This is a genomic window from Pseudobacillus sp. FSL P4-0506, assembly GCF_038003025.1.
In the GTDB taxonomy this organism is placed as follows: domain Bacteria; phylum Bacillota; class Bacilli; order Bacillales; family Domibacillaceae; genus Pseudobacillus.
Genome location: NZ_JBBOOI010000001.1, coordinates 2154441 through 2179972, shown reverse-complemented (window position 1 = coordinate 2179972; position 25532 = coordinate 2154441). Strand labels below are relative to the sequence as shown.

The 25532-nt window shown below is 42.6% G+C and carries 22 protein-coding genes, 1 other RNA gene, 1 pseudogene and 1 riboswitch; of the genes and pseudogenes, 5 read left to right on the top strand and 19 right to left on the bottom strand.

Annotated elements, in window-relative coordinates:
* Positions 1–76 precede the first annotated feature (76 nt).
* The 3 genes from MKZ02_RS10775 (at position 77) to MKZ02_RS10765 (ending at position 2305) form a co-directional block, all read left to right on the top strand.
* Positions 77–748, top strand: a complete 672-nt coding sequence (locus MKZ02_RS10775) for a queuosine precursor transporter (RefSeq protein ID WP_120032476.1) — start codon at positions 77–79, stop codon at positions 746–748.
* A gap of 262 nt (positions 749–1010) precedes the next feature.
* The gene (locus tag MKZ02_RS10770; RefSeq protein ID WP_340856380.1) at positions 1011–1403 is read left to right on the top strand and encodes a reverse transcriptase-like protein; all 393 of its coding nucleotides are present in this window, start codon (positions 1011–1013) and stop codon (positions 1401–1403) included.
* Positions 1400–2305, top strand: coding sequence for a DMT family transporter (locus MKZ02_RS10765; RefSeq protein ID WP_340853516.1), 906 nt, complete (start codon positions 1400–1402; stop codon positions 2303–2305). The genes MKZ02_RS10770 and MKZ02_RS10765 overlap by 4 nt, the downstream gene beginning before the upstream one ends.
* A gap of 27 nt (positions 2306–2332) precedes the next feature.
* On the opposite strand, the gene MKZ02_RS10760 is transcribed toward MKZ02_RS10765, so the two are convergent.
* The 19 genes and pseudogenes from MKZ02_RS10760 to MKZ02_RS10675 form a co-directional block, all read right to left on the bottom strand.
* Positions 2333–2608, bottom strand: coding sequence for a DUF6123 family protein (locus MKZ02_RS10760; protein WP_340853515.1), 276 nt, complete (start codon positions 2606–2608; stop codon positions 2333–2335).
* Between the two features lie 20 nt (positions 2609–2628).
* Positions 2629–3546 carry a 5'-3' exonuclease gene (locus MKZ02_RS10755; protein WP_340853514.1) on the bottom strand — a complete coding sequence of 306 codons (918 nt, stop codon included), beginning with the start codon at positions 3544–3546 and terminating at the stop codon, positions 2629–2631.
* A 96-nt stretch (positions 3547–3642) separates the two neighbouring features.
* Positions 3643–4479: a sulfurtransferase gene (locus MKZ02_RS10750; RefSeq protein WP_340853513.1), complete on the bottom strand. Its 837-nt coding sequence runs from the start codon at positions 4477–4479 to the stop codon at positions 3643–3645.
* Positions 4480–4494: 15 nt separating this feature from the next.
* Entirely contained in the window at positions 4495–4722 is a 228-nt protein-coding gene (locus MKZ02_RS10745; protein ID WP_340853512.1) for a hypothetical protein, read from the bottom strand.
* Complete coding sequence (locus MKZ02_RS10740) at positions 4703–8344, bottom strand: dynamin family protein (protein ID WP_340853511.1); 3642 nt, start codon at positions 8342–8344, stop codon at positions 4703–4705. The genes MKZ02_RS10745 and MKZ02_RS10740 overlap by 20 nt, the downstream gene beginning before the upstream one ends.
* 663 nt (positions 8345–9007) lie before the next feature.
* Positions 9008–9598, bottom strand: coding sequence for a restriction endonuclease (locus tag MKZ02_RS10735; RefSeq protein ID WP_340853510.1), 591 nt, complete (start codon positions 9596–9598; stop codon positions 9008–9010).
* 745 nt (positions 9599–10343) lie between these two features.
* Positions 10344–11651, bottom strand: a complete 1308-nt coding sequence (locus tag MKZ02_RS10730; RefSeq protein WP_120032491.1) for a nucleobase:cation symporter-2 family protein — start codon at positions 11649–11651, stop codon at positions 10344–10346.
* Positions 11648–12232 carry a xanthine phosphoribosyltransferase gene (locus tag MKZ02_RS10725; RefSeq protein ID WP_120032493.1) on the bottom strand — a complete coding sequence of 195 codons (585 nt, stop codon included), beginning with the start codon at positions 12230–12232 and terminating at the stop codon, positions 11648–11650. Before MKZ02_RS10725 ends, MKZ02_RS10730 begins: the two co-directional genes overlap by 4 nt.
* 120 nt (positions 12233–12352) lie before the next feature.
* A riboswitch (purine riboswitch) is annotated at positions 12353–12454 on the bottom strand.
* Between the two features lie 130 nt (positions 12455–12584).
* Complete coding sequence (locus MKZ02_RS10720) at positions 12585–13421, bottom strand: cytochrome c oxidase assembly protein (RefSeq protein WP_120032495.1); 837 nt, start codon at positions 13419–13421, stop codon at positions 12585–12587.
* A 128-nt stretch (positions 13422–13549) separates the two neighbouring features.
* Positions 13550–14692, bottom strand: a complete 1143-nt coding sequence (locus MKZ02_RS10715; RefSeq protein WP_340853509.1) for a THUMP domain-containing class I SAM-dependent RNA methyltransferase — start codon at positions 14690–14692, stop codon at positions 13550–13552.
* A 107-nt stretch (positions 14693–14799) separates the two neighbouring features.
* An RNA gene (rnpB, locus tag MKZ02_RS10710) (RNase P RNA component class B) lies at positions 14800–15194 on the bottom strand.
* Positions 15195–15267: 73 nt separating this feature from the next.
* Complete coding sequence (gpsB, locus tag MKZ02_RS10705; RefSeq protein ID WP_120032499.1) at positions 15268–15585, bottom strand: cell division regulator GpsB; 318 nt, start codon at positions 15583–15585, stop codon at positions 15268–15270.
* Between the two features lie 82 nt (positions 15586–15667).
* Positions 15668–16228: a DUF1273 domain-containing protein gene (locus tag MKZ02_RS10700; protein WP_340853508.1), complete on the bottom strand. Its 561-nt coding sequence runs from the start codon at positions 16226–16228 to the stop codon at positions 15668–15670.
* A 58-nt stretch (positions 16229–16286) separates the two neighbouring features.
* Positions 16287–16522 (bottom strand): annotated as a pseudogene (locus MKZ02_RS23985) (CotD family spore coat protein).
* A 251-nt stretch (positions 16523–16773) separates the two neighbouring features.
* Positions 16774–18009 carry a ribonuclease H-like domain-containing protein gene (locus MKZ02_RS10695; RefSeq protein ID WP_340853507.1) on the bottom strand — a complete coding sequence of 412 codons (1236 nt, stop codon included), beginning with the start codon at positions 18007–18009 and terminating at the stop codon, positions 16774–16776.
* Position 18010: 1 nt separating this feature from the next.
* Entirely contained in the window at positions 18011–20293 is a 2283-nt protein-coding gene (locus tag MKZ02_RS10690) for a DEAD/DEAH box helicase (protein ID WP_120032505.1), read from the bottom strand.
* A gap of 131 nt (positions 20294–20424) precedes the next feature.
* Positions 20425–20796, bottom strand: coding sequence for a YppG family protein (locus tag MKZ02_RS10685; RefSeq protein WP_340853506.1), 372 nt, complete (start codon positions 20794–20796; stop codon positions 20425–20427).
* 63 nt (positions 20797–20859) lie between these two features.
* Positions 20860–21210: a DUF1798 family protein gene (locus tag MKZ02_RS10680; RefSeq protein ID WP_340853505.1), complete on the bottom strand. Its 351-nt coding sequence runs from the start codon at positions 21208–21210 to the stop codon at positions 20860–20862.
* 99 nt (positions 21211–21309) lie between these two features.
* On the bottom strand, positions 21310–21531 hold the full coding sequence (locus tag MKZ02_RS10675) for a hypothetical protein (RefSeq protein WP_340853504.1): 222 nt from the start codon (positions 21529–21531) through the stop codon (positions 21310–21312).
* A 392-nt stretch (positions 21532–21923) separates the two neighbouring features.
* Between MKZ02_RS10675 and recU the strand changes: the two genes are divergently transcribed.
* Both recU and MKZ02_RS10665 read left to right on the top strand, forming a co-directional pair.
* The gene (recU, locus tag MKZ02_RS10670; RefSeq protein ID WP_120032513.1) at positions 21924–22529 is read left to right on the top strand and encodes a Holliday junction resolvase RecU; all 606 of its coding nucleotides are present in this window, start codon (positions 21924–21926) and stop codon (positions 22527–22529) included.
* A gap of 55 nt (positions 22530–22584) precedes the next feature.
* Positions 22585–25470, top strand: coding sequence for a transglycosylase domain-containing protein (locus MKZ02_RS10665; protein WP_340853503.1), 2886 nt, complete (start codon positions 22585–22587; stop codon positions 25468–25470).
* The last annotated feature ends 62 nt before the right edge of the window (positions 25471–25532 follow it).

Here is a 25532-nt window from a genome sequence, read left to right as displayed (position 1 = left end):
ATGTACGTTATGCTCAAACACAAGAATAAAGACAGACATTTTTCCGCTATTTCTTTCATATCACAGGAGGTTTTGTATGTTCAATGAATGGTTTGGCTTTATATTTATTATCATTAACTTTACTATATTTTTAGCCATGTATCGACTATTTGGGCGTACAGGATTGTTTACATGGGTTGGTGTCGCCACCATACTGGCTAATCTTCAAGTAGTGAAGACTATTGAAGTGTTCGGCTTAACCGCTACCCTTGGCAACACGATGTATGGGACCGCCTTTCTGGCCACGGATTTGCTCAATGAACGCTATGGGAAAGAAGATGCAAAAAAAGCAGTGTGGCTCGGCTTTTTTACGCTAGTCATGATGACAATGATCATGCAAATGGTTCTTCTTTTTAAGCCAGGACCATCAGATTTTGCTCAGGAGCCTATGAGCCAGTTGTTTAGTTTATTGCCCCGCATTGCTGTTGGAAGTCTTGCCGCCTATTTAGTGAGCCAATTTGCCGATGTATATATCTTTTCTTATTTAAAGAAAAAGTTTCCGACAGATTCACAATTTTGGATTCGTAACAACGGCAGCACGATGATCAGCCAGCTGCTGGATACTCTTGTTTTTACGAGCATCGCCTTTCTCGGTGCTTTCCCACTAGATGTTTGGGTACAGATTTTCCTTTCAACCTGTGCTTTAAAATGGATTATAGCGTTATTGGATACCCCATTTGGCTATATCGCTAAACGTTTTCCTAAATAATCACGAATCGATGGCTGAACGAAGCTCCATTTGTCAGTCATATTTTTTATGAGCGGAAACCAGGAACTAGTGGAACGTCCCTCCTTGGGCTCGAGGTCATAAGTCGACCTGGTTATGTGGCTGAACCACGCCACTCCACCATTTCGCCTTATGCTTGTCGCCCCAGGACAGGCGGCTTCGCTTTTCTTATTGCAAATTGTTTGTTTTTTCCGTAAAATTTATTGGTATGAAGCTAAACAAGGGGGGAATTCGATTGTTCGAAGTGTATACAGATGGAGCCAGCACTGGTTCTCCCGGCTGGGCGGGAGCGGGTGTTTTCATTAAAGAGGGCAGTCGTGTTGACCGCTATTCATTCCCTCTTGGTATAAGAGATACACATGAAGCGGAGTTTCTGGCCGTCATTCAAGCATTAAAGCTATTAAAAGAAAGACAAGCAGCGACCATTTCTTTGCGCAGCGATTCTCAGACAGTCGTTCAGGCAATTGAAAAAGAACATATACATAAAAAACTCTATCAACCGCTGCTGCAAGAAATCCTTTCACTATCAAAAGAGTTTCCGCTCTTCTTCGTCAAGTGGATCCCTAGCAAAGAAAATCGCGCGGATGGCCTTGCCCGTGAGGCAGTCAGACAAAATAAAGGTGTCGAAAAGTCATGAGATGGGCGGCTGAACTTTCCTTATTGTTTGTGGCCCTCATTTGGGGAGTGACTTTCGTCATTGTTCAACAAGCGATCGATCTGTTACCGCCTTTATTATTCAACGGTATTCGCTTTTTATGCGCTGCTCTCCTGCTTTTCCTGATAATCTTTCTTCGGAAGAAGATGGCCGGACTTACGATAAAAACATGGAAGCACGGCATTATACTCGGTATTTGTCTAGCCATCGGCTATGCTTTTCAAACGATCGGCCTTTTATATACAACAGTTTCTAAAACAGGCTTTATTACCGGCTTAAGCGTTGTGCTCGTGCCGCTTCTTTCTCTTATTCTTTTGAAAAAGAAGCCTGCACCAGGGGCGGCAATTGGTTCTGTTACCGCTGCGGGCGGTCTTTATTTGCTAACAGCTGGCGGAGCCGACGGCTGGAACATCGGTGACTTTTTTGTGTTAATCTGCGCCTTTGGGTTTGCCTTTCATATCATCTTCACCGACATATACACTCAGCTTTCTTCTGCATTGTCCTTAACAGCTGTACAAATTACCACGGTTGCTGTTTTGTGTCTTTTAGGCGGATTTATACTGGAAGACTGGCAATCTGCTTTAACCGCTGCTAATTTGCTTAACTCTTCTGTTTGGAGTGCGCTGCTCATTACTGCTTTTCTAGCGACAGCTCTTGCATTTTTTGTTCAGAGTGCAGCTCAGAAACATACAACACCGACAAGGGTCGTTCTCCTCCTGGCAATAGAGCCAGTGTTTGGCGCCTTAACCGCCTTTTTCTGGATTGATGAACGGCTCACTGCAGCGGGGTTAACTGGGTGTGCCTTTATTTTCATTGGCATGCTGCTCGCAGAGATCCCTGTCCAAAAATTACTTAGCTTAAGGTCTGCTGCCAATAAATCATAAAAAACGTCCGGAGAACCCGGACGTTTTTTATGATAGCAACCCATTAGAATAGGCAAAACTCAGAGCTGTCTGCCGATCTGCTATTCCTTTTTCCTTAAACCATTCTAATAAGGATAGAAAAAAGCTGCCGTCAAATTCCTTCTGTACTTTTAATGTAAGCTCTATGCCTGCTATGACCAATAGGTCTGAAGCATTGGTGGACCTCTTGCCAAAATAAATAAAAGCAATCACCTCGTCAGAAAAGCGAAATCCTTTTTCCTCCAGCTTGAGCAAATAATCTGCCAGCGTCTGTTCTTTCTCCACTTAAGTTCCCACCTTGAATGTTATGCAAACGGATCAGCTGTCTCTGCATAGGCAGCTGCAGCTTTCATTTGTGCCACATGGCGGCGTACCACTTTTAATTCTAGTTCTTCCACTGCGACCTCTGCCCCTCTTTCAATTCCTGTCCAGTCTGCTTCTTTAATATCCCAAACTAGCGGGACATGGCAATCAATTTCCGCCAGCTGCCGCGACAGTTGGAGCATGTCCACTCCCTCTGTTATCTTCTTCTGTTGTGAAGGAGTGAGCTGTTCAATATTTGAAAGAATCCCCTCAATGGTGCCAAACTCCCGTACAAGCTTAAAGGCTGTTTTTTCGCCGATTCCCTTAACACCTGGATATCCATCACTCGGATCACCCATTAGCGCCTTCACATCAATAAATTGCTTTGGAGTAATGGCAAATTGATCTGCAAAACTCTCAGCTGTATACGTTAAATAATTTCCAAAGCCTTTTTGCAAGAGCGTTACTTCAATATTGTGGTCAAGCAGTTGCAAAAGATCTTTGTCTCCGCTTAAAATTGTCACCCGCCGTTCTTTGTGCTCTCGTTTGGCAATTGTGCCGATGCAATCATCAGCCTCGTAACCCCTTACGCCAATATTAGGTAGCAAAAAAGAGGCTGCTACTTCTTTGGCTAAGTCAAATTGCGGCTGGAGTTCAACAGGAGGTGCCTGCCGATTCGACTTATAATCAGAAAACAATTCATTTCTAAATGTTTGGCTCCCCATATCCCAGCATACAGCTGCATGGGTTGGTCTCATATATTCAATCGCTGTAAGTACGTGCTTCATAAATCCCTGAACACCATTTGTTGGCATCCCCTTGGAATTCACCATAAATTGGCCGCTTACCGCTGTTGCAAAAAAAGCGCGAAACAGCAAAGCCATGCCATCTATGAGCAGCAAATGTTCTTGTTTATTCATTTTGTCACCTCTCTCTTATTTTATCATAAGTCGCTTGTCCATTGAAAAAAACAAACAAAAACCGCTCTGTTGTGAGCAACAGAACGGCTGTTATATTTATTGCTTTTCCTTTTCTACCGGTAAATCCTCATAAGACGACCAATCGCTATAGCTTCCGGGATAGAGACGGACATCGCGGAAGCCCGCTTGCTTCAATGCAATAATATTTGGAGTAGCCGATACACCTGATCCGCAATAAACAATAACCGGTTCATTTGGGTCTAATTGTTTAAATCGTTCTTTTTGTTCTTCTGGACTTTTCCAGCATGAACCGTCAAGGCCTTCTAAAAAGAAGTAATTTACAGCAGTAGGGATATGCCCTGGCACACGGTCAAGCGGCTCTACTTTCCCCGCATAACGTTCTGGTGCCCGCGAATCAATCAAAACAGCTCCTTCTTTTTCAAGCGCCGCTCTTTTCACATCTTCGATTGAGACAGCCCAGTCATGTTGCAGACTGATTGATAAACGTCCGCTTTTAGAGACAGGTATTTCACTCGTCATAGGGAGACCTTGCTTTTTCCATTCCGAAAAACCACCATCAAGAATATATACATGCTGATGGCCGATATAAGACATCAGCCACCAAAATCGTCCAGCAAACATGGCATCGCCATTATCATAGGCAATGATGGTTGTTTCATTTGTGATTCCGTAAGATTCTGCTATCTTTTGAAACTCATGCAGATCAGGAAGCGGATGGCGTCCGCCATGCGCTCCTTTCTTCCCTGATAACTGTCGATCAAGATGAGCATAAAAGGCACCGGGAATATGTGCTTCATTGTATTCTTTTTCACCAGCAGCAGGATCTGCCAAATGAAAACGACAGTCCACAATACAAATATTCGAATCATTTAAGTGCTCTGCTAGCCAGTCAATCGAGCGAATATACTTCACGTTCTCCTCTCCTTTTTACTCATCATTAGAGTTACTAATCTCGTCGAGTTTCCTGTTCAATAACTTAACAACCTGGTCTTTCGGATCCCAGCAATTAAATTGATAACGGGGTTTTGTTTCATACTGCAGCCGAGCACAATAATACCGCATGCCTTTTTCTGCTTTCACTGGCTGAAAGTGACGGCAAGTAGCACAAGCATGAAAATGGTTAACAATCGCTTTTTTACGGTCGCTCAAGTTCAACGAGTATATGCTCCCATTCCTCAATATTTTCAGCTGCATTCAATACTTGCAGCCAAGCAGTGAATTGCTCTTCAACATCAGAAGCTGCTGTTTCCTTCATGATATCCATACCTTCCACCGCTTCTTCCAGCGCCCATTTGCTTAATTTTTCTTTTTCTGCTGCCAAATAGCTATCAGCAAGCTCTGACAAACGGTTATGAAGAGCTTCCTGCATCAGCTGCTTTTCATTTTTCTCAAAGAAAGACTTCGCATTTTTGAATAGAGACAAAGCATCGCCAAATGCTTCAGGCGCCATTTCCTGAAAAGCAGCAGGAAATTCAGGTGTTTCCTTTGACGGCCACTCCATCGCTGAAAATTGTAGTTGCGGCTGGATTGATTGGCAATGCAGCTTCAGCGCTTCATACTTCTCTGCGAGCAGCTTGTGAGCCTGCTTTTCAGAACGCAGGCTGGTTGCCCGCATCTCCTGGGCTAAATCATAGCCAACAGCCTCGAGCAGCTCTTTCATCGCCTCGCTTAGCGCCGATTTAATCGGACGGCTGCCATTTAGGGATGCCGGATTAAACGACTCTTTAAAGAAATCAGAGAAGCGATAGAAGACACGCTGTTTTAAATAAAACACGAGTTCGTCCATTTCCTGTATCATACGCTTTTTAATGACTTGAGCTGTTTCATTTTTTATATAGCTGCTAATTTCATTCAACTGGCTTTCGAGCTCTTCTTTTTTCTGCTCCCGGTTTTCACGGTTTTCTTTAGCTGTTGCGATTAACTGACGAAGCTGTTCCAATCCACGATTCCATTCGGCTTCTGCAGACTGGATCGCCATTTCTGCCAAGTCACCTTCCAGAAATTGCTGGAACTCTTGTTTGAACGGGCGCAAATTCGAATAAGGATGATCAAGTTCTCCCCGTTCAATTTCCTGGATCGCCTGCAGACTGGACACACCGTGGATGCGAGGAAAACGAATGCCATATTGAAGCAGCTGCTCTTTCACATAATTGATGACATCCTCTACTTCTTCATCGCTGCTCGCTAAGTCGATGGCATTTACAATAAAGAACATTTTATCAAGCTCAAAGGCGTCTTTTACACGCCCAAGCTGAATAAGAAATTCTCTGTCAGCTTTTGAGAAAGCATGGTTATAATACGTTACAAACAAAATGGCATCTGAGTTTTTAATATACTCAAAGGCTACCCCTGTATGGCGGGCATTGATAGAATCAGCCCCTGGGGTATCGACAAGGGTAACTCCTTGGCGCGTAAACTCACAATCATAGTATAAGTCAATAGACTCGACGAAGCAGCTTTGCTTTTCATTAGCGACAAATCCCTGGAAAGCAGGAAGGTCTACAGAAAGCGTTTGACCAAGGTGGTCTTTGTATTCTTTATATCCTTCATAGAAAGCATTCAAGAAAGATAAGTGAATGTTTTCCCGACCTTCTCCCCCATTATTTTGTAACACCCCTGGGATAGCTTTATATGCGTCATCAAGCGACTGTACGGACTGATTGAAAAATTGTAGTGATTGCTGTAAATCAATCAACATCTGCTTTTCTGTTTTTAAATGAACAGCAGCTGTACGATGCCGATTTTTCTCATCCGGCGGGTGGATACGGTTAACAGCCGCTGTTGTTGGATTTGGTGAAACCGGCAATACTTTTTCACCGAGCATGGCATTAGCAAATGAAGATTTACCGGCACTGAACGCACCGAATAACGCAATCGTATATTTTCGTTGCTCTAGACGGTCAGCTTTTTGTTTGAGTCCATCGATAAAACGTTGGAATCCAGGTATACCAGCAAGCTGGCCGCTCATTTTCTTCAATCGTTCAGCTGTCTTTCCTACAGTAGCCGCCGGTTTTTCAACAGGCGCTGAAACATTTTCTTTTATCTCTGGTTTCTTTTCAGCAGGAGCCGCAGTAAGCTCAACTGCTAAATCTTCATTAAAAACAGTTACTTTATTCTGCTGCTCAGCCCATTGATGAACGAACGCTTCATATTGTGCAGGTAGGCTTAATGGCTCCTCTGCTAACAGGCGACGAATCGCCTTCTGTCTATTATCCACTGCTGCTTCTAAGCTGGCTAACTGCTGGATGGCTTCAAGCTTCTCATGCCAAGTAGACCATCTGGCTTGCAACTCCTGCCTCTCCGCTGCAAAACGCGTTTCCATACGAGCCGCTGCTTTTTCTTTTATTTCCTCGGTTAAGCTACGTGCATTTTTTTTCAACTGGCTGGCAAGATCGTCTGTATACGTAAGAACATAATCACCAGTAGCTCTTGCCCCCGGTTTGACCGTATTAGAAATGAGCTGTTCGTCCACTGATACAGCCAGCTCCTCTGCTTCAAGCTGCAATTCATCATCATTGAGCCCACTTGATTTAAGCCAACTGCCTAATTGCTGGCGCAAATGCCATTCAAGCTGCGTTTCTGCTTTCTCCTTGAGATCGGAGAGAAAGCGTTCCAGTCTTCGTTGGCGTTCTTCTTCCGTTTTCTTTTTGCTGAACAGCATTCCCACTTTAAAACCAGGCTGTACGGCTTCTAAAAACTCTCTGGCTAACTCGCGTGTAGAAGCAGGCATTAAATATGCGTTTTGCAGTACTTTCTCCCGCTCTTCTTCCCATTGGCGAACAAGTGCTTTAGCATCACGACTATCAAGCTGCTCTTTGGCCTGCTGCTCTTTCTCAACGATCTCTGTTTCGTCCCACTGATCACCAAGCACATTTAAGAGCTGCTCCTTTTTTTCAGCCTGCGCTTCTTTCAGCCAGGCAAGATGTTCGCTGACAAGACGATTCATCATTGTTTCAGCTGATCGGAGGGCAAGCTTTTCCCTGTCAGCCATGCTTTCTTGAATCAGATCCTTCACTTCCTGAAAGTCATTGCCCGGCAGGGAACGTTCTCTTAAACTCGTAAAGAAAAATTTCTCCGGTTTTACTCCCCAAGCAGCAAAGGATGTGTATACGGATTGCTTAAACTCTTCGAACGAGAGCTCTTCTTCCCGGTGCTTATCAATCTGATTAATGATCAGGTAAAGCTTAACCCCATGTGCAAGCAGCTCTTTCGTATAAATAAAGTTCAGTTCTGACTGCACATGATTGTAATCCATTACGTAGAACACCATGTCTGCGAGGTGAAGGGCTGATTCTGTTGAAATGCGATGGGCATCATCGGTAGAGTCAACACCTGGCGTATCCATTACAGTGACTTCAGCCGGCAGATTAGATCCGCTATGACCGATTTCAATCGCTTCTACTTCCTCTCCATTTTTGCAAAATTCTTTCACTCTATCAAAGTTGTACGGCGCCTTAAAAAGCAACGGCTGCTTTTCCTTATAATAAACTTTGGCAAAGTCCTCGGGAGCATGGTGAATTTTCACGAGGTTAGCGCTTGTCGGGATAGGGCTTGACGGCAGCAAGTTCTCACCAGTCAACTCATTAATCATCGTTGACTTACCTGCTGAAAAGTGGCCGCAAAAAGCCACGATAAATTCTTCGTCATGCAGTTTTTTTAAAAATAATTTGGCTTTTCCGGCCCGCTCCTCATCCCCGGCCTGTTGAAAAATCTCAAAAAGACCGACGGTTTTAGAAATCACTTGGGGCATTGATTGCTGGATAGTTGCTACTGACATTCTGTTAAATCTCCTTATATTAAGTTTCTCAGCTATTTGCAAGTTTCTTTTATTGTAAACGATTTTCGTCAACTTTCCTATACGAAAAAAAGAAGGCCTCGATAGCCTTCTTCTAGTTTATTATTTAATTTATAATCAATTGTGCGGTGCTTGTGGTTTGCCGACGTGGCCGACTACATATTTCATTACGCCTCCATATATCACAACTGTCGCCGTTACAAACATCCAAACCATGAAAAGCACCGTCCTTTTGATTAATATTTTTTCACAAGTTGAGAATAATTTTCATCTTCAATTACATCTTAGCATGGCCGATAATGATTTTCAATTATATTTTTATTTTTTTCTGTTTTTTTAATTTTGTATACTCTCTATCGATTTCTATTTCGCTAATCAAAGTGCATGAAATCAGAGAAATTGCTTCTCATTCAGCGAGCCTTCTAGTGTGAATTTGCCCTTTAGTCGCTTCGCTTTCTCAGAAGTTGAATGACATCCTTGCATTCCCTCATACAAGGTCATGCGAGTGCATGACGGAAGGACTTTCACAACCCCCGTTCCAATTAATCATATAACATCCACACGGACCTTTATTGAAAAAAAGCTGGCGCTAGATCCTATTATTTGACCAATACTCTCATCACCTGCAATGATTAAAAGGGCTGACTATACGTACGTTGGGATAACCGCTTTTACTTCTTGCTCAGTACTTTCCAACCACATTTCTACGAGCTTCATTCCGTCAATCAGCTCAATACTTATCCCATCCGCGTATTCTTTGGCGGCCTTGGTAAAAGAACCGATATTGATTACATATCCCCCTTTGGCTCCTTGCTTGATCATGTTGGAATGGAGTATGGCAATGGCTTCATACCCTATATCCTCCTTGCAACATTTAACTTGCCCTAAAAATAATCCTTCCTTGATCGTGTGTTCAAAGTCAACCCCAAAATCTCCGTTTGGGGGAGATACCCAGGTCGTGCCCCCTCTTGTTTTTTCGATTGCCTCCGCCACAAATAACTCAAAAGCTAACGGATCTTCCCTAATGAAAGCAGCTGAATAGTTTTCAGGCTGATCTTTATGTTCTTTTTTAAATCTTAAATAAAGACCCATTGCCAGCGTTTGTTTGATCTGTTTACTCATATCCATTTGATGGGCAATCAGGGCTGTTTGATAAGTATTTTTTCTTTTTGTTATGTGAAAATGAAGAAATGCAACGATTAAAATTATGCCCGCTATTACTTCAATAAGCAACAAACATAATCCCTCCTTAGGTCATAGTTGTCGGCATTATGTTCAATAAATATTCACTAATCATGATTTAAAAACAAGGCTCTGGCTCTGTTATACTTGAATGTTGATTTTAACTGCAGGCGGACTCTTTCCGCAGGCGGTCCGTGAGTCTCCTCGTTGTATGCACTCCTGCGAGGTCTCGCCAGGAAGCTCTTTTGCAGCTGGAGCCACCGCCTTCCTTTGCGATCAACGGTGGAAAAACAACATTTATCTTTAACAGATCCAAAAACAAAAAGACAAAAAATGAGTACCCATTAAGGTACTCAAGTAGAAATCTCTGTAGCATTCTCTTTGTTACATTCATTCACTCTTTCACTTATGCTTATCCGACCATGACAAGCTTATGGCTGTTTCGTGTAACAGCGTGCTGAAAAGGCTCGTTCTATTGAGTGATCGTTATGGCCTGACATCAGAGACAATCAACTGTTGTTTCTTATTATTCTCACTGTAAGCAGCAGTTACTCTATCCCATCCGCCACCATGTCGATACTTTTTCAGTCCTGATATATAACTGATTTTGAAATTCTTATTCCTTGATCACCCATGACATTCGAAATTCTTACGAATCTACCTTTCTGCATTCTATACACCGCTGCTTGATCAGTTGAAAAACGCCCCTTCCATTACTTTACTAAAAAGTAATGGAAGGGGCGTTACGATGTTTTAAACCCTTGGTGATGAAAAAGAATCTTGCTGAATGTACACGATATTATGAAACTTTCGATTCTGCCAGTTTAACAACCTTTTTGTTCTTGCTGCCAAGTTCGTTAAATAAGATATTCAAGAAAATGGCAGTCAGACTGCCGGCAACGATACCATTGCTCGTTAAAATTTGGACACTGGATGGCAGGCCGGCAAATAATCCCGGCACCACCGTTACTCCAAGCCCCATACCGACTGAGCAAGCAATGATTAATAAGTTTTCCTGAGAAGACATATCTGCCCGGCTCAGCATTTTAACTCCTTGGGCAACAACCATCCCAAACATGGCTACCATCGCTCCCCCTAAAACAGCGGAAGGAATAATCGTTGTAAAGGCACCAATTTTTGGCACCAAGCCAAGAATAACTAAGAAACCAGCTGTATAATAAATAATCGTTTTAGATTTCACACCGGATAACTGCATGAGACCGACGTTTTGTGAAAATGCTGTGTAAGGAAAAGCATTAAAAATAGCGCCGAGTGTATAAGCAAGACCTTCTGCACGATACCCTTTTGCTATATCTTTTTCTGATATTTCCTTGTCGCAAATATCAGAAACGGCAAAGTAAACACCTGTTGATTCTACCATGCTCACCACTGCCACAAGAATCATCGTAATAACCGATGCCCATTCGAAGGTTGGCCATTCGAAGTAAAATGGATGCACCATATGAACAACCGCCGCATCTTTTACAGGTGAAAAATCTACCTTTCCCATAAAAGCAGCGATCACTGTGCCCGCAAGCAACCCAATAAGCACTGCAATAGAACGGACAAAGCCTTTAAAAAAGCGGAATAAAGCAATAATAATAAATAAAGTAGCAAATGCTAGAATAATATTAGATGCAGAGCCAAAATCCTTGCTTCCCTGTCCACCCGCCATATTGTTCATTGCCACTGGAATAAGTGTAAGTCCAATAATGGTTACCACTGATCCTGTGACGACCGGCGGAAAAAAGCGGACGAGACGGCTAAAAAAAGAAGAGATTAACAAGACAAATATCCCTGACGCTAATACTGCTCCGTAAATCGCTGAAAGCCCGTGTTTCTCACCAATCTCTACCATCGGACCGACAGCTGTAAATGTACATCCTAAAACGACCGGCAAACCAATTCCCACAAAGCGGCCTTTCCATACTTGTAGGAAAGTCGCCACTCCACACATGAAAATATCAATAGAAACTAAATATGTGAGTTGTTCAGCTGTCATCCCCATCGAATTTCCGACAATCAACGGGATAATCACAGCGCCGGCATACATTGCTAACACATGCTGAAAGCCTAATGAAGCTGATTTTAAAACGGAAGGTTTCATACGAGTGCTCCTTCTGCAAAGGTCACTTTGCCATTTTCAAGCGACTGTACTCTGGCAAGGGACTCCACCCTTACATTCTTTTCACGGAGCAGGTTGCCGCCGTCTTGGAAAGCTTTTTCAATGACTATGCCAATGCCTGCAACAGTAGCGCCGGCTTGTTCAGCGATTTCTAATAAGCCTAAAGCGGCTTGTCCATTAGCAAGAAAATCATCAATAATTAATAGATGATCCTCATTCGTTATAAAGGACTTTGAGACAGCAATCGGATTTGTTTCTTGCTTTGTAAAGGAATAGACGTCTGCTGTATAGAGGTCCTGTGTTAATGTAAGGGATTTACGCTTTCTCGCAAAAACAACTGGTACATCGAGCACAAGACCAGCCATGACACTTGGCGCAATCCCGCTTGATTCGATCGTCAAAATCTTTGTGATCTTTTCACCAGAAAAGCGACGAACAAACTCTTCACCAATCTCCTTCATTAACTTAGGGTCAATTTGATGATTTAAAAAGGAATCCACCTTTAATACTTGATCTGAAAGTACTCTGCCTTCTCTTACAATCTTTTCTTGCAAACTCTTCACTTTGTATCCTCCTCAACTTTTTCGATCATTTGGACAGAAAAAACCCCAAAGATCATGTCATTCCTCAATTATTGAGTGAAGCAATGCCCTTTGGGGTTTGAGAAGACAGCAAGAAAGACTGCCCTTCCACTGCTCACTCATAGTCAAATGATTTACGGTCATCCGGTAGAAACTTGCAGGCCATATTCCTGCGATTATATGAGCGAATGTTGCATTTAATTGTATTCTAATTATATCAGCATAAAAAAGAATTTCAATGCTATTTACGAACATTTTTGATTTTTTCTTCTCTATTATTCGCAACTTTCAAACAAAATAGCAAACAACAACAAATTAGCTCCCATAATTATCCTTATTTTTTGATTGGATGATTTAGGGCTTGTCCCGGATGGAACGGAAAGTCATCATCCGGCTCTTCCTCTCTCTTTGCCCATTTAGAAATAAGAAGGAAAAGAGCAATGCCATAAGAGGCTAGCTGGATTCCTTTTAACATCCCTCCGGCTAGCTGTTGATCTTGAAGAGCTGTTAAATTAGGTAACAGCTGTTGGCCTTGCGTATATACAGTATAGAAAGGACTATCAGCAACCAGCAAAAAAATTCCGATCGGCAGCAACAGCAAAGAAGCGACAAACACATACATCACCCGTATAGATTCAGATAGACGGTTAATCTCGGGCAAAGGCGAAATTATGGTCCACCACATTAAAAAAGCAGCTCCTAGCATAACCACCTGAGTGATTCCTAAAAGAATCGCATGTTTTTGTAAAAAATTAAAAATTGCCGGAGCCAGATAAGCAGACAGCAGCAAATTAAATAATAAGGCCGTTACCCATGGATGAGTAAACACCTTTAACGCAAATCTCATCCGATAAGACCAGAAGAAAGACCGCAACCATTCTTTCGGCAGGCCTAAAACAAAAAGCGGCGGCACGACAAATAACATAACCATTATTTCGACAACATGGGCACTGAATAAGTCCTCTGCCGCAATGGCAGCAAACGGACTGCCCACAAAGAGATAAAACAAAATCAAGGCTGAATAAAAGTAAAATCGCTGCATCCGTTTAAAGGTATATTTGCTAGAAGAAGCTAACCTTGCATACAGAAAAGACAACAATCCTAAGACAACAAGGTAGCCGACTCCCCATAGCTGAAACCAATTAGCATCAGAAACAACTTTTCCGATCACTTGATTGTCCTCCCATTATAAAAAATAATGAAAACAAGCTAACTTATCTATATTTCCTCTATCTTAACAAAGATTCACATCTTTTCCAGACCTTCTCCTGAAATGCTTCCGTCATGCTGCTCGCTTATTTAATCATTTTTTCTTGGCGGACGTTTCCCCCAATATTGATAATAATCCGTTCGGATAAATCCATTGAACAGCTTCCGCTTTTTTGTCGCCTTCTTACCATAAAATTCCTCAAATCCTTCATGCGACGTTAACATATACACTGACCACGTATCATAACTAGCGAACGCTTGACCCATTTCCCGGTACATTGCTTCTACTTCCGGCCGGTCTCCGAGACGCTCACCATAAGGGGGATTTCCAACGATCACTCCGTACTCTTTTGATGAGGAGAAATCTTTTACATTCATTTGCTTAAATTGGATCAAATCGGCAAGTCCTGCTTCAAACGCATTTTTTTGAGCCACTTCCACCATTCGGTGATCAATATCTGAGCCTCTAATATCAAGTGGCTGATCGTAGTTTGCTACATCCTCGGCCTCAATTCTGGCATTCTCCCACACATCTTCGCCCATCCAATGCCAGTCTTCAGAAATAAATTCCCGGTTAAAGCCCGGAGCGATATTCTGGCCAATTAAAGCCGCCTCTATCGGAATGGTTCCTGAGCCGCAAAACGGATCGACAAACGGCCGATCAGGCTGCCAGTTCGTTAACTGAATCAGAGCAGCTGCTAGCGTTTCCTTTAATGGGGCACCTCCCTGGGCAATTCGGTATCCCCTTTTATGCAGGCCAGCTCCACTCGTATCAATCGTTAATGTTGCTTTATCTTTTAACAAGGATACTTCGATTTTGAACAAAGGCCCTGTCTCCTGCAGCCATGTTTGGATTTTATACTTACTTCTCAACCGTTCAACGATTGCTTTTTTGACAATGGCTTGGCAATCAGAAACACTGAATAAAGTCGATTTCACAGACTTCCCCTGTACCGGAAACTCTGCTTCTTTTGGTAAATATTGTTCCCACGGCAAAGCCTTCGTTGCTTCAAACAGCTGGTCAAACGTAGTTGCTTTGAATTCACCAACAATAATTTTCAAGCGGTCTGCCGTTCGCAGCCACATATTACAGCGGGCAATAGCTGATTCGTCTCCTTGGAAAATTACTTTTCCATTCTCTGTCCGGCACTCATAGCCAAGATTTTTCACTTCGTTTGCTACAACTGATTCCAGACCCATTGCCGCTGTAGCCATTAATGTATAGGTTGACATCTAATCACCTGCACTTATAGAGTTATGTATTGATTGCAAGAAAATATCCATATAGAACAAAAGCTCTCCATAAAGGAGAGCTTGTGAAATTATATCCCATAATAACGTTCTGTAAGCCATGTTCTGTACCATCGTACTGCAAGCGATCAGGGATGATCTTGTACTCCGGCGGTAATCATCTATCTGCGGACGTTCTAAAACATCCGCCCCTCTTATCGTTCATTTCCTTAAAGAGAGTGCCCCTACCTAAATTTGGGTTGCTCACTCGCGGGGTTTACCTCGTTCCACCTTTATAATTTCTTATAAAGCTACGTCACTGTGGCACTTTCAAGGTAATCATGCCATATCCGAAGACTTAGGCATTTTCCCTGCCGTCAATCCAACCTGAGCCGAACTGCCCTAGCTTACTTTTTCGCTAGGCACGAACACTACGGGCATCTCAGCACCGTGTGAGCATGGACTTTCCTCTGCAGCGGAAAGGCTGCAGCGATTACCCGAACGCTATTATTGTCACCTGCACTATTATATAGGAAAATAACAATTAATGCAAGAGTCCTTTTGAATTAAGCATTATCTTATTCGTTATACAACTTATCCCCAAATACGTGCCGTTCCAAATTCGATAATCGCTTCAAAATATCAAAGTTTGTAGAGCCGGCAGCTGGCTGCGGAGTTGGAGCTGGCTGTGAGCGGCGCATCGTTGTTTCACTTTGCTTTTTCAAGCGGAGATTTTCCTGTTGAAGTTCTTCAATTGCCTGATGAAACGCTTCATAATCCTTAATGATTAAATCTAGAAACTGATCTACTTCATCTGGATTATATCCTCTCATAGAGGTTTTAAAATCTTTTTCCAAAATATCCTTTGCTGTCAGTTTCACTTTATTAGATAACATTCCCGTCATCACCTCAATATATTCCAAACCATGTTTCATTTATTTTTTCAAAAACGGACTGATTTGTCAATCTATTCAGCTGCTATTCCCAGTCTGTTTCCTTCAGTTGTTCCTCTTCTGCAACGAATTGCAAATCATAAAATGTCACTTGGCGAACATCCAATGGGTGATCCTGTTGAAAAGAACGAGCCATATCCCATAAGTATTGCGGTGAACCCGGATGTTCTTCATCATAGACCGCTAACAAACCATCAGCTTTTCGCAAAAACAGCTGGTTCTTATTTCGAAATTGGGCCGGGCTTTTATAAGGCTCTTTAGAAACAGAATCCACAAAATCCGCTCTTGCTAGGATCATTTCATAATAGCTTTTGTTGTTCTCATTCCAGTTTTCGTTTTGTTGCAAAAAAGGGGTCAGTACAGCAAGCTTAACAGCAGGAAATTCCTCTTTCAATTCAAACAGCACTTCTGCCGCCCAGCATTCAACACCGAGTTGACCGCTGATCAACAGCCAATCCATCCCTTCATCAAGTAGCCGACGCAGTTCATTTTCGATTGCTTTTTTTATGAAGAAAACTGCTGGATCATCCTGTTTGAAAATACCGAGCTCATAAGGCTTATACCCAGCTACTGTCCACACAGACATTGGAAAACCTCCTTTAGCATAACAAAAAAGCAAGGAGCTTCCTTGCTTTTTTATCTACTTAGAAGCCAAACGGCCGACGAGGGTGTCCCCCACAAAGTAATTGTTGATTGCACACATCTTGAGCAAAGGATTGAGTATGCGGATAATAGTGTTGATGTTAATACATTGATGAGTAATGTTGGCCGTATGTGTTGGATGAATAAGCGGCACAATAAATTGCTCAAACGTGCGACTTTTACAATGGATCGGCGGATGAATGACCGCCGGCAATACCGCAGGTCGGTTACAATACATTTACATAAAGTTAGAAAAGCTGTCTTTCATGTTCGTCATAAAGAAAGCAGTTAAGCCGACAACAACAAAAAATAACACAAATAAAGCGCGATACACGTTCATTCCACCCCATAAATATTTTCTCTTAGCTTTTCGTACCATTCTACATTTTACAGTCTTTTGTTGTAAGAAACAATAAACAACACGAAATAATTTTGACGAAAAAGATAAAAGATTGTCGCTTTTGTAAAATAAAAATGAAGAAAAAATACCTACCTATTGATTTTTTGCTGAAGCCGTTTTTTTCTTTTGGCTAAATCTTCCGTCAATCGTGCTCTCACACCGTCATGAAGAGCGTCAGCTGCTTCCGCATGATGCAATGATTGAGAAGGGTTTCTTTCTTTGTGTTCATAGTATTTACTTAGCTCAATATGCGCTTCGATTCTTTCAGATAGCGTCCCTTTGCTGCACACTCTTTCCCAAAGGTCTACCGCCTGTAGCCATTTCTTCTCTTTTTTAAAATGAAAAGCTAGTGCATGGCTGGCGGAGATTTGCACTTCTTCATGCTGCTCATCAACCAATTGCTGGTATGTTCCTGCTGACAATTCTTTCTCACCGACCGCTGACAGCCACTTGGCGACTTCTAGTTTTTCCCGACTTGTCTGGCTCTCCTCTGCCTGTAAGATTTGCAGACTAATGTGGGTATAGAGAGTGATGAGTGTTAGAATATCCTTTTCGTTATGCTCCATTACCTTTAATATACCCTCTGGATGTTTCCTTTCTACAAAATCAAAATAAATCATTGGAGCTAAATAGCCGGGAACATCTTCTGTGCGGCAAATGTCCAACTTCTCTCTTTCAACGTTCACAAGTTTAACGGACTCCATCGAGTGCTTCCACAACCTTCTAGAAGCATGGTATAAGTCAAAGTGACCAAAGCTCGGCAGTTTTGGCACATGCTCCCGGACGAGTGTATGACGGGTTTTTACTTGTGGCCAGTCAAATGACTTGCCGTTATACGTGACCAGGGTAGTATAATCCACTCTTTCCAAAAAGCTTGAATATAACGCCACCTCATTTCCCGGGGCAGGCAAAAAATGCTGACGCACAATCACTTCCTCTTCCTGTATTCTCGCATAGCCGAGCAAAAAAATCGTATTCCCGGTTCCGCCCCCTAGACCAGTCGTTTCCGTGTCGAAAAAAAACAAATCAGAAGCGGATAGGTCTTTGGCAGACAAGGGATGCGTCCCTTCCCATTCATTCCATTTAGCGATCACTTTTTTTGCATCGGAAAATGAATGTTTGCCATGTTGGAAAGAGAGCGGATAGCGCGCTTCGCGAATGAGACACCACTGATCACCAAGAACATAAGGCTTTACACCGGCTTTTTCCCACTCCTCCTTGTAAGGCAAATCCATTTTTTGAACATCCTTCTTTTCTATAGGCTTTTCCATCTCTTCTCTAACAATATGACGCTTCATCCGCTGAAGCTTTCCCGATAATCCCATTTTACTTCTCTCCCATTGTGAGAAACATCTTCAGCAGGCGGTAGGCATCCTCTTTGGCAGAACGAAGAGCGGTATCTGTGCCGATACAAGAAGGGCAACCACTCGGACAAGGACAATGACCAATAAGCTCTGCTGCCTGCTTTACAATTTCATCTAATTGATTAAAAACTTGTTCACTGAGCCCAACCCCACCTGGATAATGATCATAAACAAAGATAGTCGGCTTTTCATTGTGACTCGCTTTTACTTGCGGTACGATATGAATGTCCTGCGGATCGCACATCGCAAACAGCGGAATAATCGCCTTTAGCGAATGAGCGGCTCCAATCAGACCATTCTCTAAACGCTCTTCAGAAAACTCTTTTAGCTCTGTATTCAGTGACATCCACACTGCATTCGTATGCAGTTCCACCTCTGGCAAATGAATCGGTCCTGATCCGATATTTTCATGAGTATCAAATTTAATTTTCTTGAAGATGGTAGCCATCGCGTGAACAGCTACATCCCCATAGGAAAATGTGATGTGTTCTTTTTCTTGTTTTTTATCTTCTTCTAGTACTTGAAGCTGAACCGCTAAATTGGCATCCGTAAAGTAATCCACCTCTACCTCGCGAACATACGCTTTCTTTTCTTCCCAATCAAGCTCTTCCACTTGATATTGAATCCCTTGATGCAGATAAATGGCTTCATCATGCAGAAGCGTCATGGCACTGAACGTATCCATTTCTCCAATGACCTTATGGCTGCCTGTTATAGAAATATCAATAATAATGACGTTTTCTTGCGAAGCAGAGCGCAAGCTAATGTTATGGGCTGGGAAAGAATCGTTCATCCAGAACCATTGGCCTTGATTTTCATGAAGCACTCTTTCTTCTGCTAAAAACTCAAGCACTTCCTCCACATCCGTCTCTCCAAACAGCTCTCCTTGCTTAAATGGCAGTTCATAAGCTGCACACTTTAAATGATCGACTAAGATTACTAGATTATCAGGGTTAATGCGAGCCGTTTCCGGCGTCCGCTTAAAGAAATAATCAGGATGATCAACGATAAACTGATCAAGCGGATCGGAGCTGGCAACCATGAGAACAAGCGATTCTCCGTGGCGGCGTCCTGCTCTTCCCGCCTGCTGCCAGGCGCTGGCGATAGTCCCTGGATAACCAGTCATGACACAAACCTGTAATTGGCCGATGTCTACTCCCAGCTCCAGTGCATTCGTACTTACTACTCCATAAATTTCTCCATTTCTTAATCCCTTCTCAATTTCACGCCGCTGTGTCGGCAAATACCCTCCTCGATAGCCTCTAATTGACTTGGCTCCGAGTTCATTTCTAACGAGCTCCTGCAAATACGTTAATAGAATCTCTACCCGTACCCGGCTTCTGGCAAAGACAATCGTTTGAATTTTATTTTTTAACATTTCGCCGGCAAGCCGACGAACTTCTAAAACAGCACTACGGCGAATGTTAAGCGGCTTATTAATGATCGGCGGATTGTAAAACACAAAATGTTTTTTGCCAGCTGGTGCTCCATTTTTATCTATTAATCTAATCTTTTTTCCAGTTAGCGTTTCGGCAAGTTCAAGCGGGTTTGCAATCGTGGCCGATGTACAAATAAAAACCGGGTCGCTTCCATAATAACGACAAATGCGCTGCAAACGGCGCAGAACATTCGCTACATGGCTGCCGAACACCCCTCTATATATATGAAGTTCATCAATAATAATGTATTTTAAGTTCTCAAACAGCGACACCCATTTTGTATGATGCGGCAAAATAGCAGAATGAAGCATGTCAGGGTTAGTAAGAATAACTTGTCCAGCTTTTCGTACTTTTTGCCGGATGTTTGCCGGCGTATCTCCATCATATGTGTAACTGTTGATTGGCAAGCCGACTTCTTGAATTAATTCATTAATTTCGCTTTTTTGATCCTGGGCAAGCGCTTTGGTAGGAAATAGATAAAGCGCCCGGGCTTCGTCATTTTCGATTACAGATTGAAGCACCGGCAAATTATAGCAGAGTGTTTTCCCAGAGGCTGTCGGTGTTACTGCCACAAAGCTTTCGCCACTCCTTGCAGCTTCATAAGCCGCCAATTGATGGGTATATAATTGCTCAATCCCTCTCTTTTTTAATGCAGCGGCAAGCTCAGGAGCCATGTCAGCCGGCAGCGGAACGACCGTCGCCTCTTTTTCCGGTATCGTATGCCAATGAATAATATTTGAACGAACAGCTTCCTCCTGCCTTAGCCAGTCAATGGCTTCTTGCAATGTTTTTCTCCTGAATAGCATGCTCTCACCTCTCCTTCATTTTAGCGAACAAACGATCCATTTGGAAGAAAAAACAGCCCCTTCTTGAAAACGAACGATTTCTGCACCTCAAAAAAGACCCTGAAGGAATTATTCCTTTAGGGCCGGGGTGTTTAGGCTTTCAGCCAACCGGACATATCTTTTACAACTTTTGACAACTGTGATACGGTATTCACCATCATCCCCGCTGTATCCATCGCTTTATTAATATCAAATGTTCCATCTTTATTTTGGAAAGACTTTAGCAAAAGCTGGCTGTTACTTTTCGCTGGTGGTGTCGGCGGGATATTTTGCGGCATAGAAGAAGCGGGCGGATACATTTGATACGGTCCTTCTGGCAACTGCATTTGATAAAGTGGATGGCTCCACAATTCCCCCGGAAACTGGGAGTATCCAGAGGGAGAAGGCGTATGGCCAGGATAGGCCGGCGGTGAATGATAAGGATAATGTCCGGAATATGGATGCACCTGATCCCACGGATTCATCTTTTTTCCCTCCCGCAACATTAGTTATAACATGCTATGTTGCACCAACGGAAAAAGTGAATACTATTCCAGCTCTTTTAACAATTGTTGCAAAACAAAAAGTGTTGATTCCACATAATTCCGAAAGCGTTTATAACTTGTTTCCGGGAAAAAGGCCTGTACTGAAATCAACTCTATATTCTCAACGACCGCTTTCACTTGTGGATAATGGATATGCTTAAAGTGCCTCGTTTTTAAATAAGTGGAAATTTCCTTTTCCCATTCCTCTACCTGCGAGCGAGCCTTATCAGCAAATGGTTTTACCTCTGTATAAAAATCTCCTTTTTCTTGCTGCTCTCTCGCCAGATGGTACCGATCATTGGCGCGGGTGACGGTGTCTACCAGCTGTTCTGTTAACTCTTGAAGTCTGCTCATATTCTACTCTCCTCTTCACCCTGTCATTCTTTATCTATTCTATAATTTTATAAGTTTTTCCGATAGTCTTCAAGAGAGCTCTGTGAAAGCATTATAGATTCAAAAAGATTGCACCATGCGGTAGTTAGAGGTAGTAGCCAATAAGAAATCAGCTCCCTCTTCAAGCTGTTGCATGCGTTCCATTACTAACTCTTTCTTTTTCCAGAGACGGGAATAGTGGGCTTTATGCAGAATAGTCACTCTCTTTTTTAATACATTTTCGATTTGTTCTACCTTCTCTTCAATCTCATTTAATGTACGAAGCACTTCTTCTCTTGTCATCCTTCCCACTCCTTTATCTATTCTTTTCATTTTTCTCTTGCCCAACTCTTTCTTCCCTCTCTTAACGAACTCCTTCCTACCTGACAAAACTAGGTGTCATTCGGCAAAGAAAGAAGCAACCGGACAAAAGTCTTATTTTATTCGACAAAGCTTTTATCCTCTGAAAGTACTATATTCTGTGAAATGCAGATCACACGTGAAAAGGTTATAATAAAGAAGTGTGGAAAGGTTATATGAGGCGGGCAAACTGCATAACTGTACAAGAGGGTTAAAGAGTAGCGGACAATAAAACTCCGCAAACTAAACGGAGAAAGGGAAAAAATGATCCTATTTTATTACCCCGTGTATAATTTTTTCTGTTATGATATGTATTATCTTGTGAGGTGTATGCGATGACGATAAGATATCCGAACGGAAAAAAATATGTGGCGGATACGAAAGCAACTGCAACCAGGCAGCCTCCTCTGCGGGATAGTTACAGCAATAGAGGAATGACTCTTGAAGAAGACTTAAATGAGACTAACATCTTCTATCTTGAACGTGGCCTGGCTGTTATCCATAAGAAGCCGACACCTGTGCAAATTGTTCAGGTTGATTATCCAAGAAGAAGTGCCGCAGTCATTAAGGAGGCCTACTTTAAACAGGCTTCCACTACGGATTACAACGGCGTATATCGGGGGAGATATGTCGACTTTGAGGCAAAAGAAACAAAAAATACAACCGCCTTTCCATTAAAAAACTTTCATGAACATCAAATCATTCATATGAAAAACGTGGAAAAGCAACAAGGTATTAGTTTTGTTATTATTCGTTTTACTACAACACAGGAGGTATTTTATCTTCCAGCCAGCCGTTTGTTCGAGTATTGGGACAGAATGGAAAACGGCGGCCGAAAATCGATTACAAAAGCGGAGATGGAGAGCTCAAGCTTTTCGATTCCGACAGGCTTGCACCCCCGCATTCCTTATTTGTCTGTCATCGATCAGCTATATTTTTAGGGTCATAGATCTTAACAATCTTTATTTCCACCGAAAGCGAGGATATTGAACAAAAATGTCTGATCAATACAATTCACGTATAGAAAGAAGAAAGAAACAAAAGAAGCGTGCGCCAAAAAACACGGCGCCAACGCCAGCTGCAAAAAAACAAAAAAAGAAAAAATCATCTTTAGCTAAAAAAATATTCCTTACTTTTGCTGCCTTATTTCTTTTATGCCTGGCAGGCGGTGTAGGAACATTTGCAATGATGGTAAAAGATGCTCCAAAGCTGGACGAAGGACTGCTGCGCGATCCGATTTCATCAAAGATCTACGATATGAATGGTGATTTTGTTACATCTGTTGGTTCGGAAAAACGTGATTATGTAAAATATGAAGATGTCCCTCAATTAGTAAGAGACGCTATTCTTGCCACAGAAGATGCCCGTTTCTTTAAACATCATGGTGTGGATATTATCCGTATCGGAGGAGCGGCCATAAAAAACGTAACAAATGGCTTTGGTTCAGAGGGAGCGAGTACGATTACCCAACAAGTCGTAAAGATGTCCTTCTTGTCTCCTGACAAAACATTGAAGCGAAAAGCCCAGGAGGCTTGGCTTGCTTATCAGCTTGATAAGGAATACTCCAAAGAAGAAATCTTTGAAATGTATGTGAACAAAGTATATATGTCAGACCGCATCTTTGGCATTAAAGAAGCAGCTAATCATTATTTTGGAAAAGATTTAGATGAATTAACTTTGCCCGAAGCAGCCCTTATTGCAGGTATGCCACAAAGCCCAAATAACTACAATCCATTTGATCATCCGGACCGGGCAGAAAAGCGCCGGAATGTTGTGCTGTCTTTAATGGAGCAGCATCATAAAATTTCGAACACAGAAATGGCGAAAGCAAAGCAAGCTTCTTTATCTAGCCAGCTGGCTGAAAAAAAACCAGACACTGGCAATGCAAAGAAGTTTAATTCTTATATCGATTTGGTCATTGAAGAAGTGGAGAAAATGGGCGAATATAACCCTTACTCTGATGGATTAAAAATTTATACAACCCTTGACCCGAAAGCGCAAACCTATATGGAAAAATTGCTTGACACAGAGGATATCATTAATTATCCGAGTGAGCAATTCCAAGCGGGGATTTCTCTGATTGATACGCAAACAGGAGAAGTTCGGGCGATTGGCGGCGGCCGTAACCAAAAAGTAGAGCGCGGCTTCAACTATGCAGTAGATTTAAAACAACGCCAGCCAGGATCAGTCATTAAGCCGCTTATTGACTATGGACCGGCTATCGAATATTTGAAATGGTCTACCTATCAGCAACTAGATGACCGTCCAGATACTTATTCGAACGGAACGCCGATTCGAAATGCCGGCGGTTCTTACATGGGACCTTTATCTATGAGAACGGCTCTCGTGTATTCCCGTAACATCCCGGCTTTACAGACATACAAAAAAGTCGGCCATGAAAAAGCGAATGAATTTTTAAACAATGTAGGCATTCAAATTCCAAAGCAGCAATCGGAAAATGAATCTAACTCCATTGGAGCGATGAGCGGCATTTCTCCACTTGATTTATCCGGTGCTTATGCAGCTTTTGGCAATGGAGGTACCTACAATAAACCTCACACAGTGAAGAAAATTGTTTTACCTGATGGTGATACAGAAGTAAGAAACAATGTCAAACCGAAAGAAGCAATGAGCGATTATACAGCTTATATGATTACCGATATGCTAAAAGATGTTGTGGATGAAGGAACGGGTCGTTTGGCGAATATTCCTGGACTTCCTTTAGCTGGTAAAACCGGGACAACAAACTACACAGCTAAAGAGAAAAGGGAGTGGAATATCCCTTCATCTGGTTCACCTGATTCCTGGTTTGTCGGCTACACAACAAACTACACAGCAGCCATCTGGACAGGATACGAAAGTAAAAAGGAATATTTATCAAAGGACAGCCAAAAGATTTCCAAAGAACTGTTTAAGCATTTAATGGAAGAAGTTTCATCGGACGAAGAAACCAAAAACTTTAAAAAACCAAACAGTGTAGTGGAGTTACCAATTAAAAAAGGATCAAACCCAGCTGAAATCGCTGGCGCAGGCACACCTGACAGCGAGAAAGTATATGAATTGTTTGTTAAAGGAGAAGAGCCTAAAAAAGTATTTAATGATTTCAAAGAGAAGGATAAAGAAAAGGATAAGGACAAAGAAAAAGAGGAAGAAACAGAAGGAAAAATTGAAAATCTAACGGCCTCTTATAACGCTTCTTCCCAAAGCATTTCTGTAAGTTGGTCGTTCGGAGGAAAAGGATCACCAAGCTTTACCGTTTCTTCTTCTACCGGAGAATCACAATCGACCGGCGGATCATCTGCCGTCTTTGGCAATGCACAACCGGGAAATTCATACAGTTTTACTGTAACAGCTACAGTCGATGGCAAAACAGTTGATACAGCCTCAACATCCATTACTGTTCCATCGGGAGAAGAGCCTCCAGTAGATGAGGATCAGGATAACCCGACACAGCCTGATGACAATAACCCAGATAATCCAGACAGTGATGATAACAATAATGGCGGAGACAATGGCAATGGTGATAGCGGTGGTGGCAATAACGGCGGCGGCAATAACGGCGGCGGCAATAATGGCGGCGGCAATAACGGCGGCGGCAATAATGGCGGCGGCAATAATGGCGGCGGCAATAATGGCGGCGGCAATAATGGCGGCGGCAATAATGGCGGCGGCAATAATGGCGGCGGCAATAATGGCGGCGGCAATAATGGCGGCGGCAATAATGGCGGCGGCAACAGCGGAACGCCGACTCCTCCCACAACTGAGACTCCTGGGTCAGGTGGAGGAACGCCGACTCCTCCTTCCGGAAATGGCAATACACAGCAAGATACACCAGCCACACCACCTCCTTCTGGAAACCAGAAACAAGGTACTGATGAATAATAAAAATAAAAGGATGGCCTACAGGCCATCCTTTCAGACTGTAGACAAACTCAATGAAATTC

Excerpts from the sequence above, each read along its gene's own strand:
- MKZ02_RS10775 (WP_120032476.1), top strand. The coding sequence starts at position 77 with ATGTTCAATGAATGGTTTGGCTTTATATTTATTATCATTAACTTTACT.
- MKZ02_RS10765 (WP_340853516.1), top strand. The coding sequence starts at position 1,400 with ATGAGATGGGCGGCTGAACTTTCCTTATTGTTTGTGGCCCTCATTTGG.
- MKZ02_RS10755 (WP_340853514.1), bottom strand. The coding sequence starts at position 3,546 with ATGAATAAACAAGAACATTTGCTGCTCATAGATGGCATGGCTTTGCTG.
- MKZ02_RS10740 (WP_340853511.1), bottom strand. The coding sequence starts at position 8,344 with ATGTCAGTAGCAACTATCCAGCAATCAATGCCCCAAGTGATTTCTAAA.
- MKZ02_RS10730 (WP_120032491.1), bottom strand. The coding sequence starts at position 11,651 with ATGAAACCTTCCGTTTTAAAATCAGCTTCATTAGGCTTTCAGCATGTG.
- MKZ02_RS10715 (WP_340853509.1), bottom strand. The coding sequence starts at position 14,692 with ATGTCAACCTATACATTAATGGCTACAGCGGCAATGGGTCTGGAATCA.
- gpsB (WP_120032499.1), bottom strand. The coding sequence starts at position 15,585 with ATGTTATCTAATAAAGTGAAACTGACAGCAAAGGATATTTTGGAAAAA.
- MKZ02_RS10700 (WP_340853508.1), bottom strand. The coding sequence starts at position 16,228 with ATGTCTGTGTGGACAGTAGCTGGGTATAAGCCTTATGAGCTCGGTATT.
- MKZ02_RS10695 (WP_340853507.1), bottom strand. The coding sequence starts at position 18,009 with ATGGGATTATCGGGAAAGCTTCAGCGGATGAAGCGTCATATTGTTAGA.
- MKZ02_RS10690 (WP_120032505.1), bottom strand. The coding sequence starts at position 20,293 with ATGCTATTCAGGAGAAAAACATTGCAAGAAGCCATTGACTGGCTAAGG.
- MKZ02_RS10685 (WP_340853506.1), bottom strand. The coding sequence starts at position 20,796 with ATGAATCCGTGGGATCAGGTGCATCCATATTCCGGACATTATCCTTAT.
- MKZ02_RS10680 (WP_340853505.1), bottom strand. The coding sequence starts at position 21,210 with ATGAGCAGACTTCAAGAGTTAACAGAACAGCTGGTAGACACCGTCACC.
- MKZ02_RS10675 (WP_340853504.1), bottom strand. The coding sequence starts at position 21,531 with ATGACAAGAGAAGAAGTGCTTCGTACATTAAATGAGATTGAAGAGAAG.
- recU (WP_120032513.1), top strand. The coding sequence starts at position 21,924 with ATGACGATAAGATATCCGAACGGAAAAAAATATGTGGCGGATACGAAA.
- MKZ02_RS10665 (WP_340853503.1), top strand. The coding sequence starts at position 22,585 with ATGTCTGATCAATACAATTCACGTATAGAAAGAAGAAAGAAACAAAAG.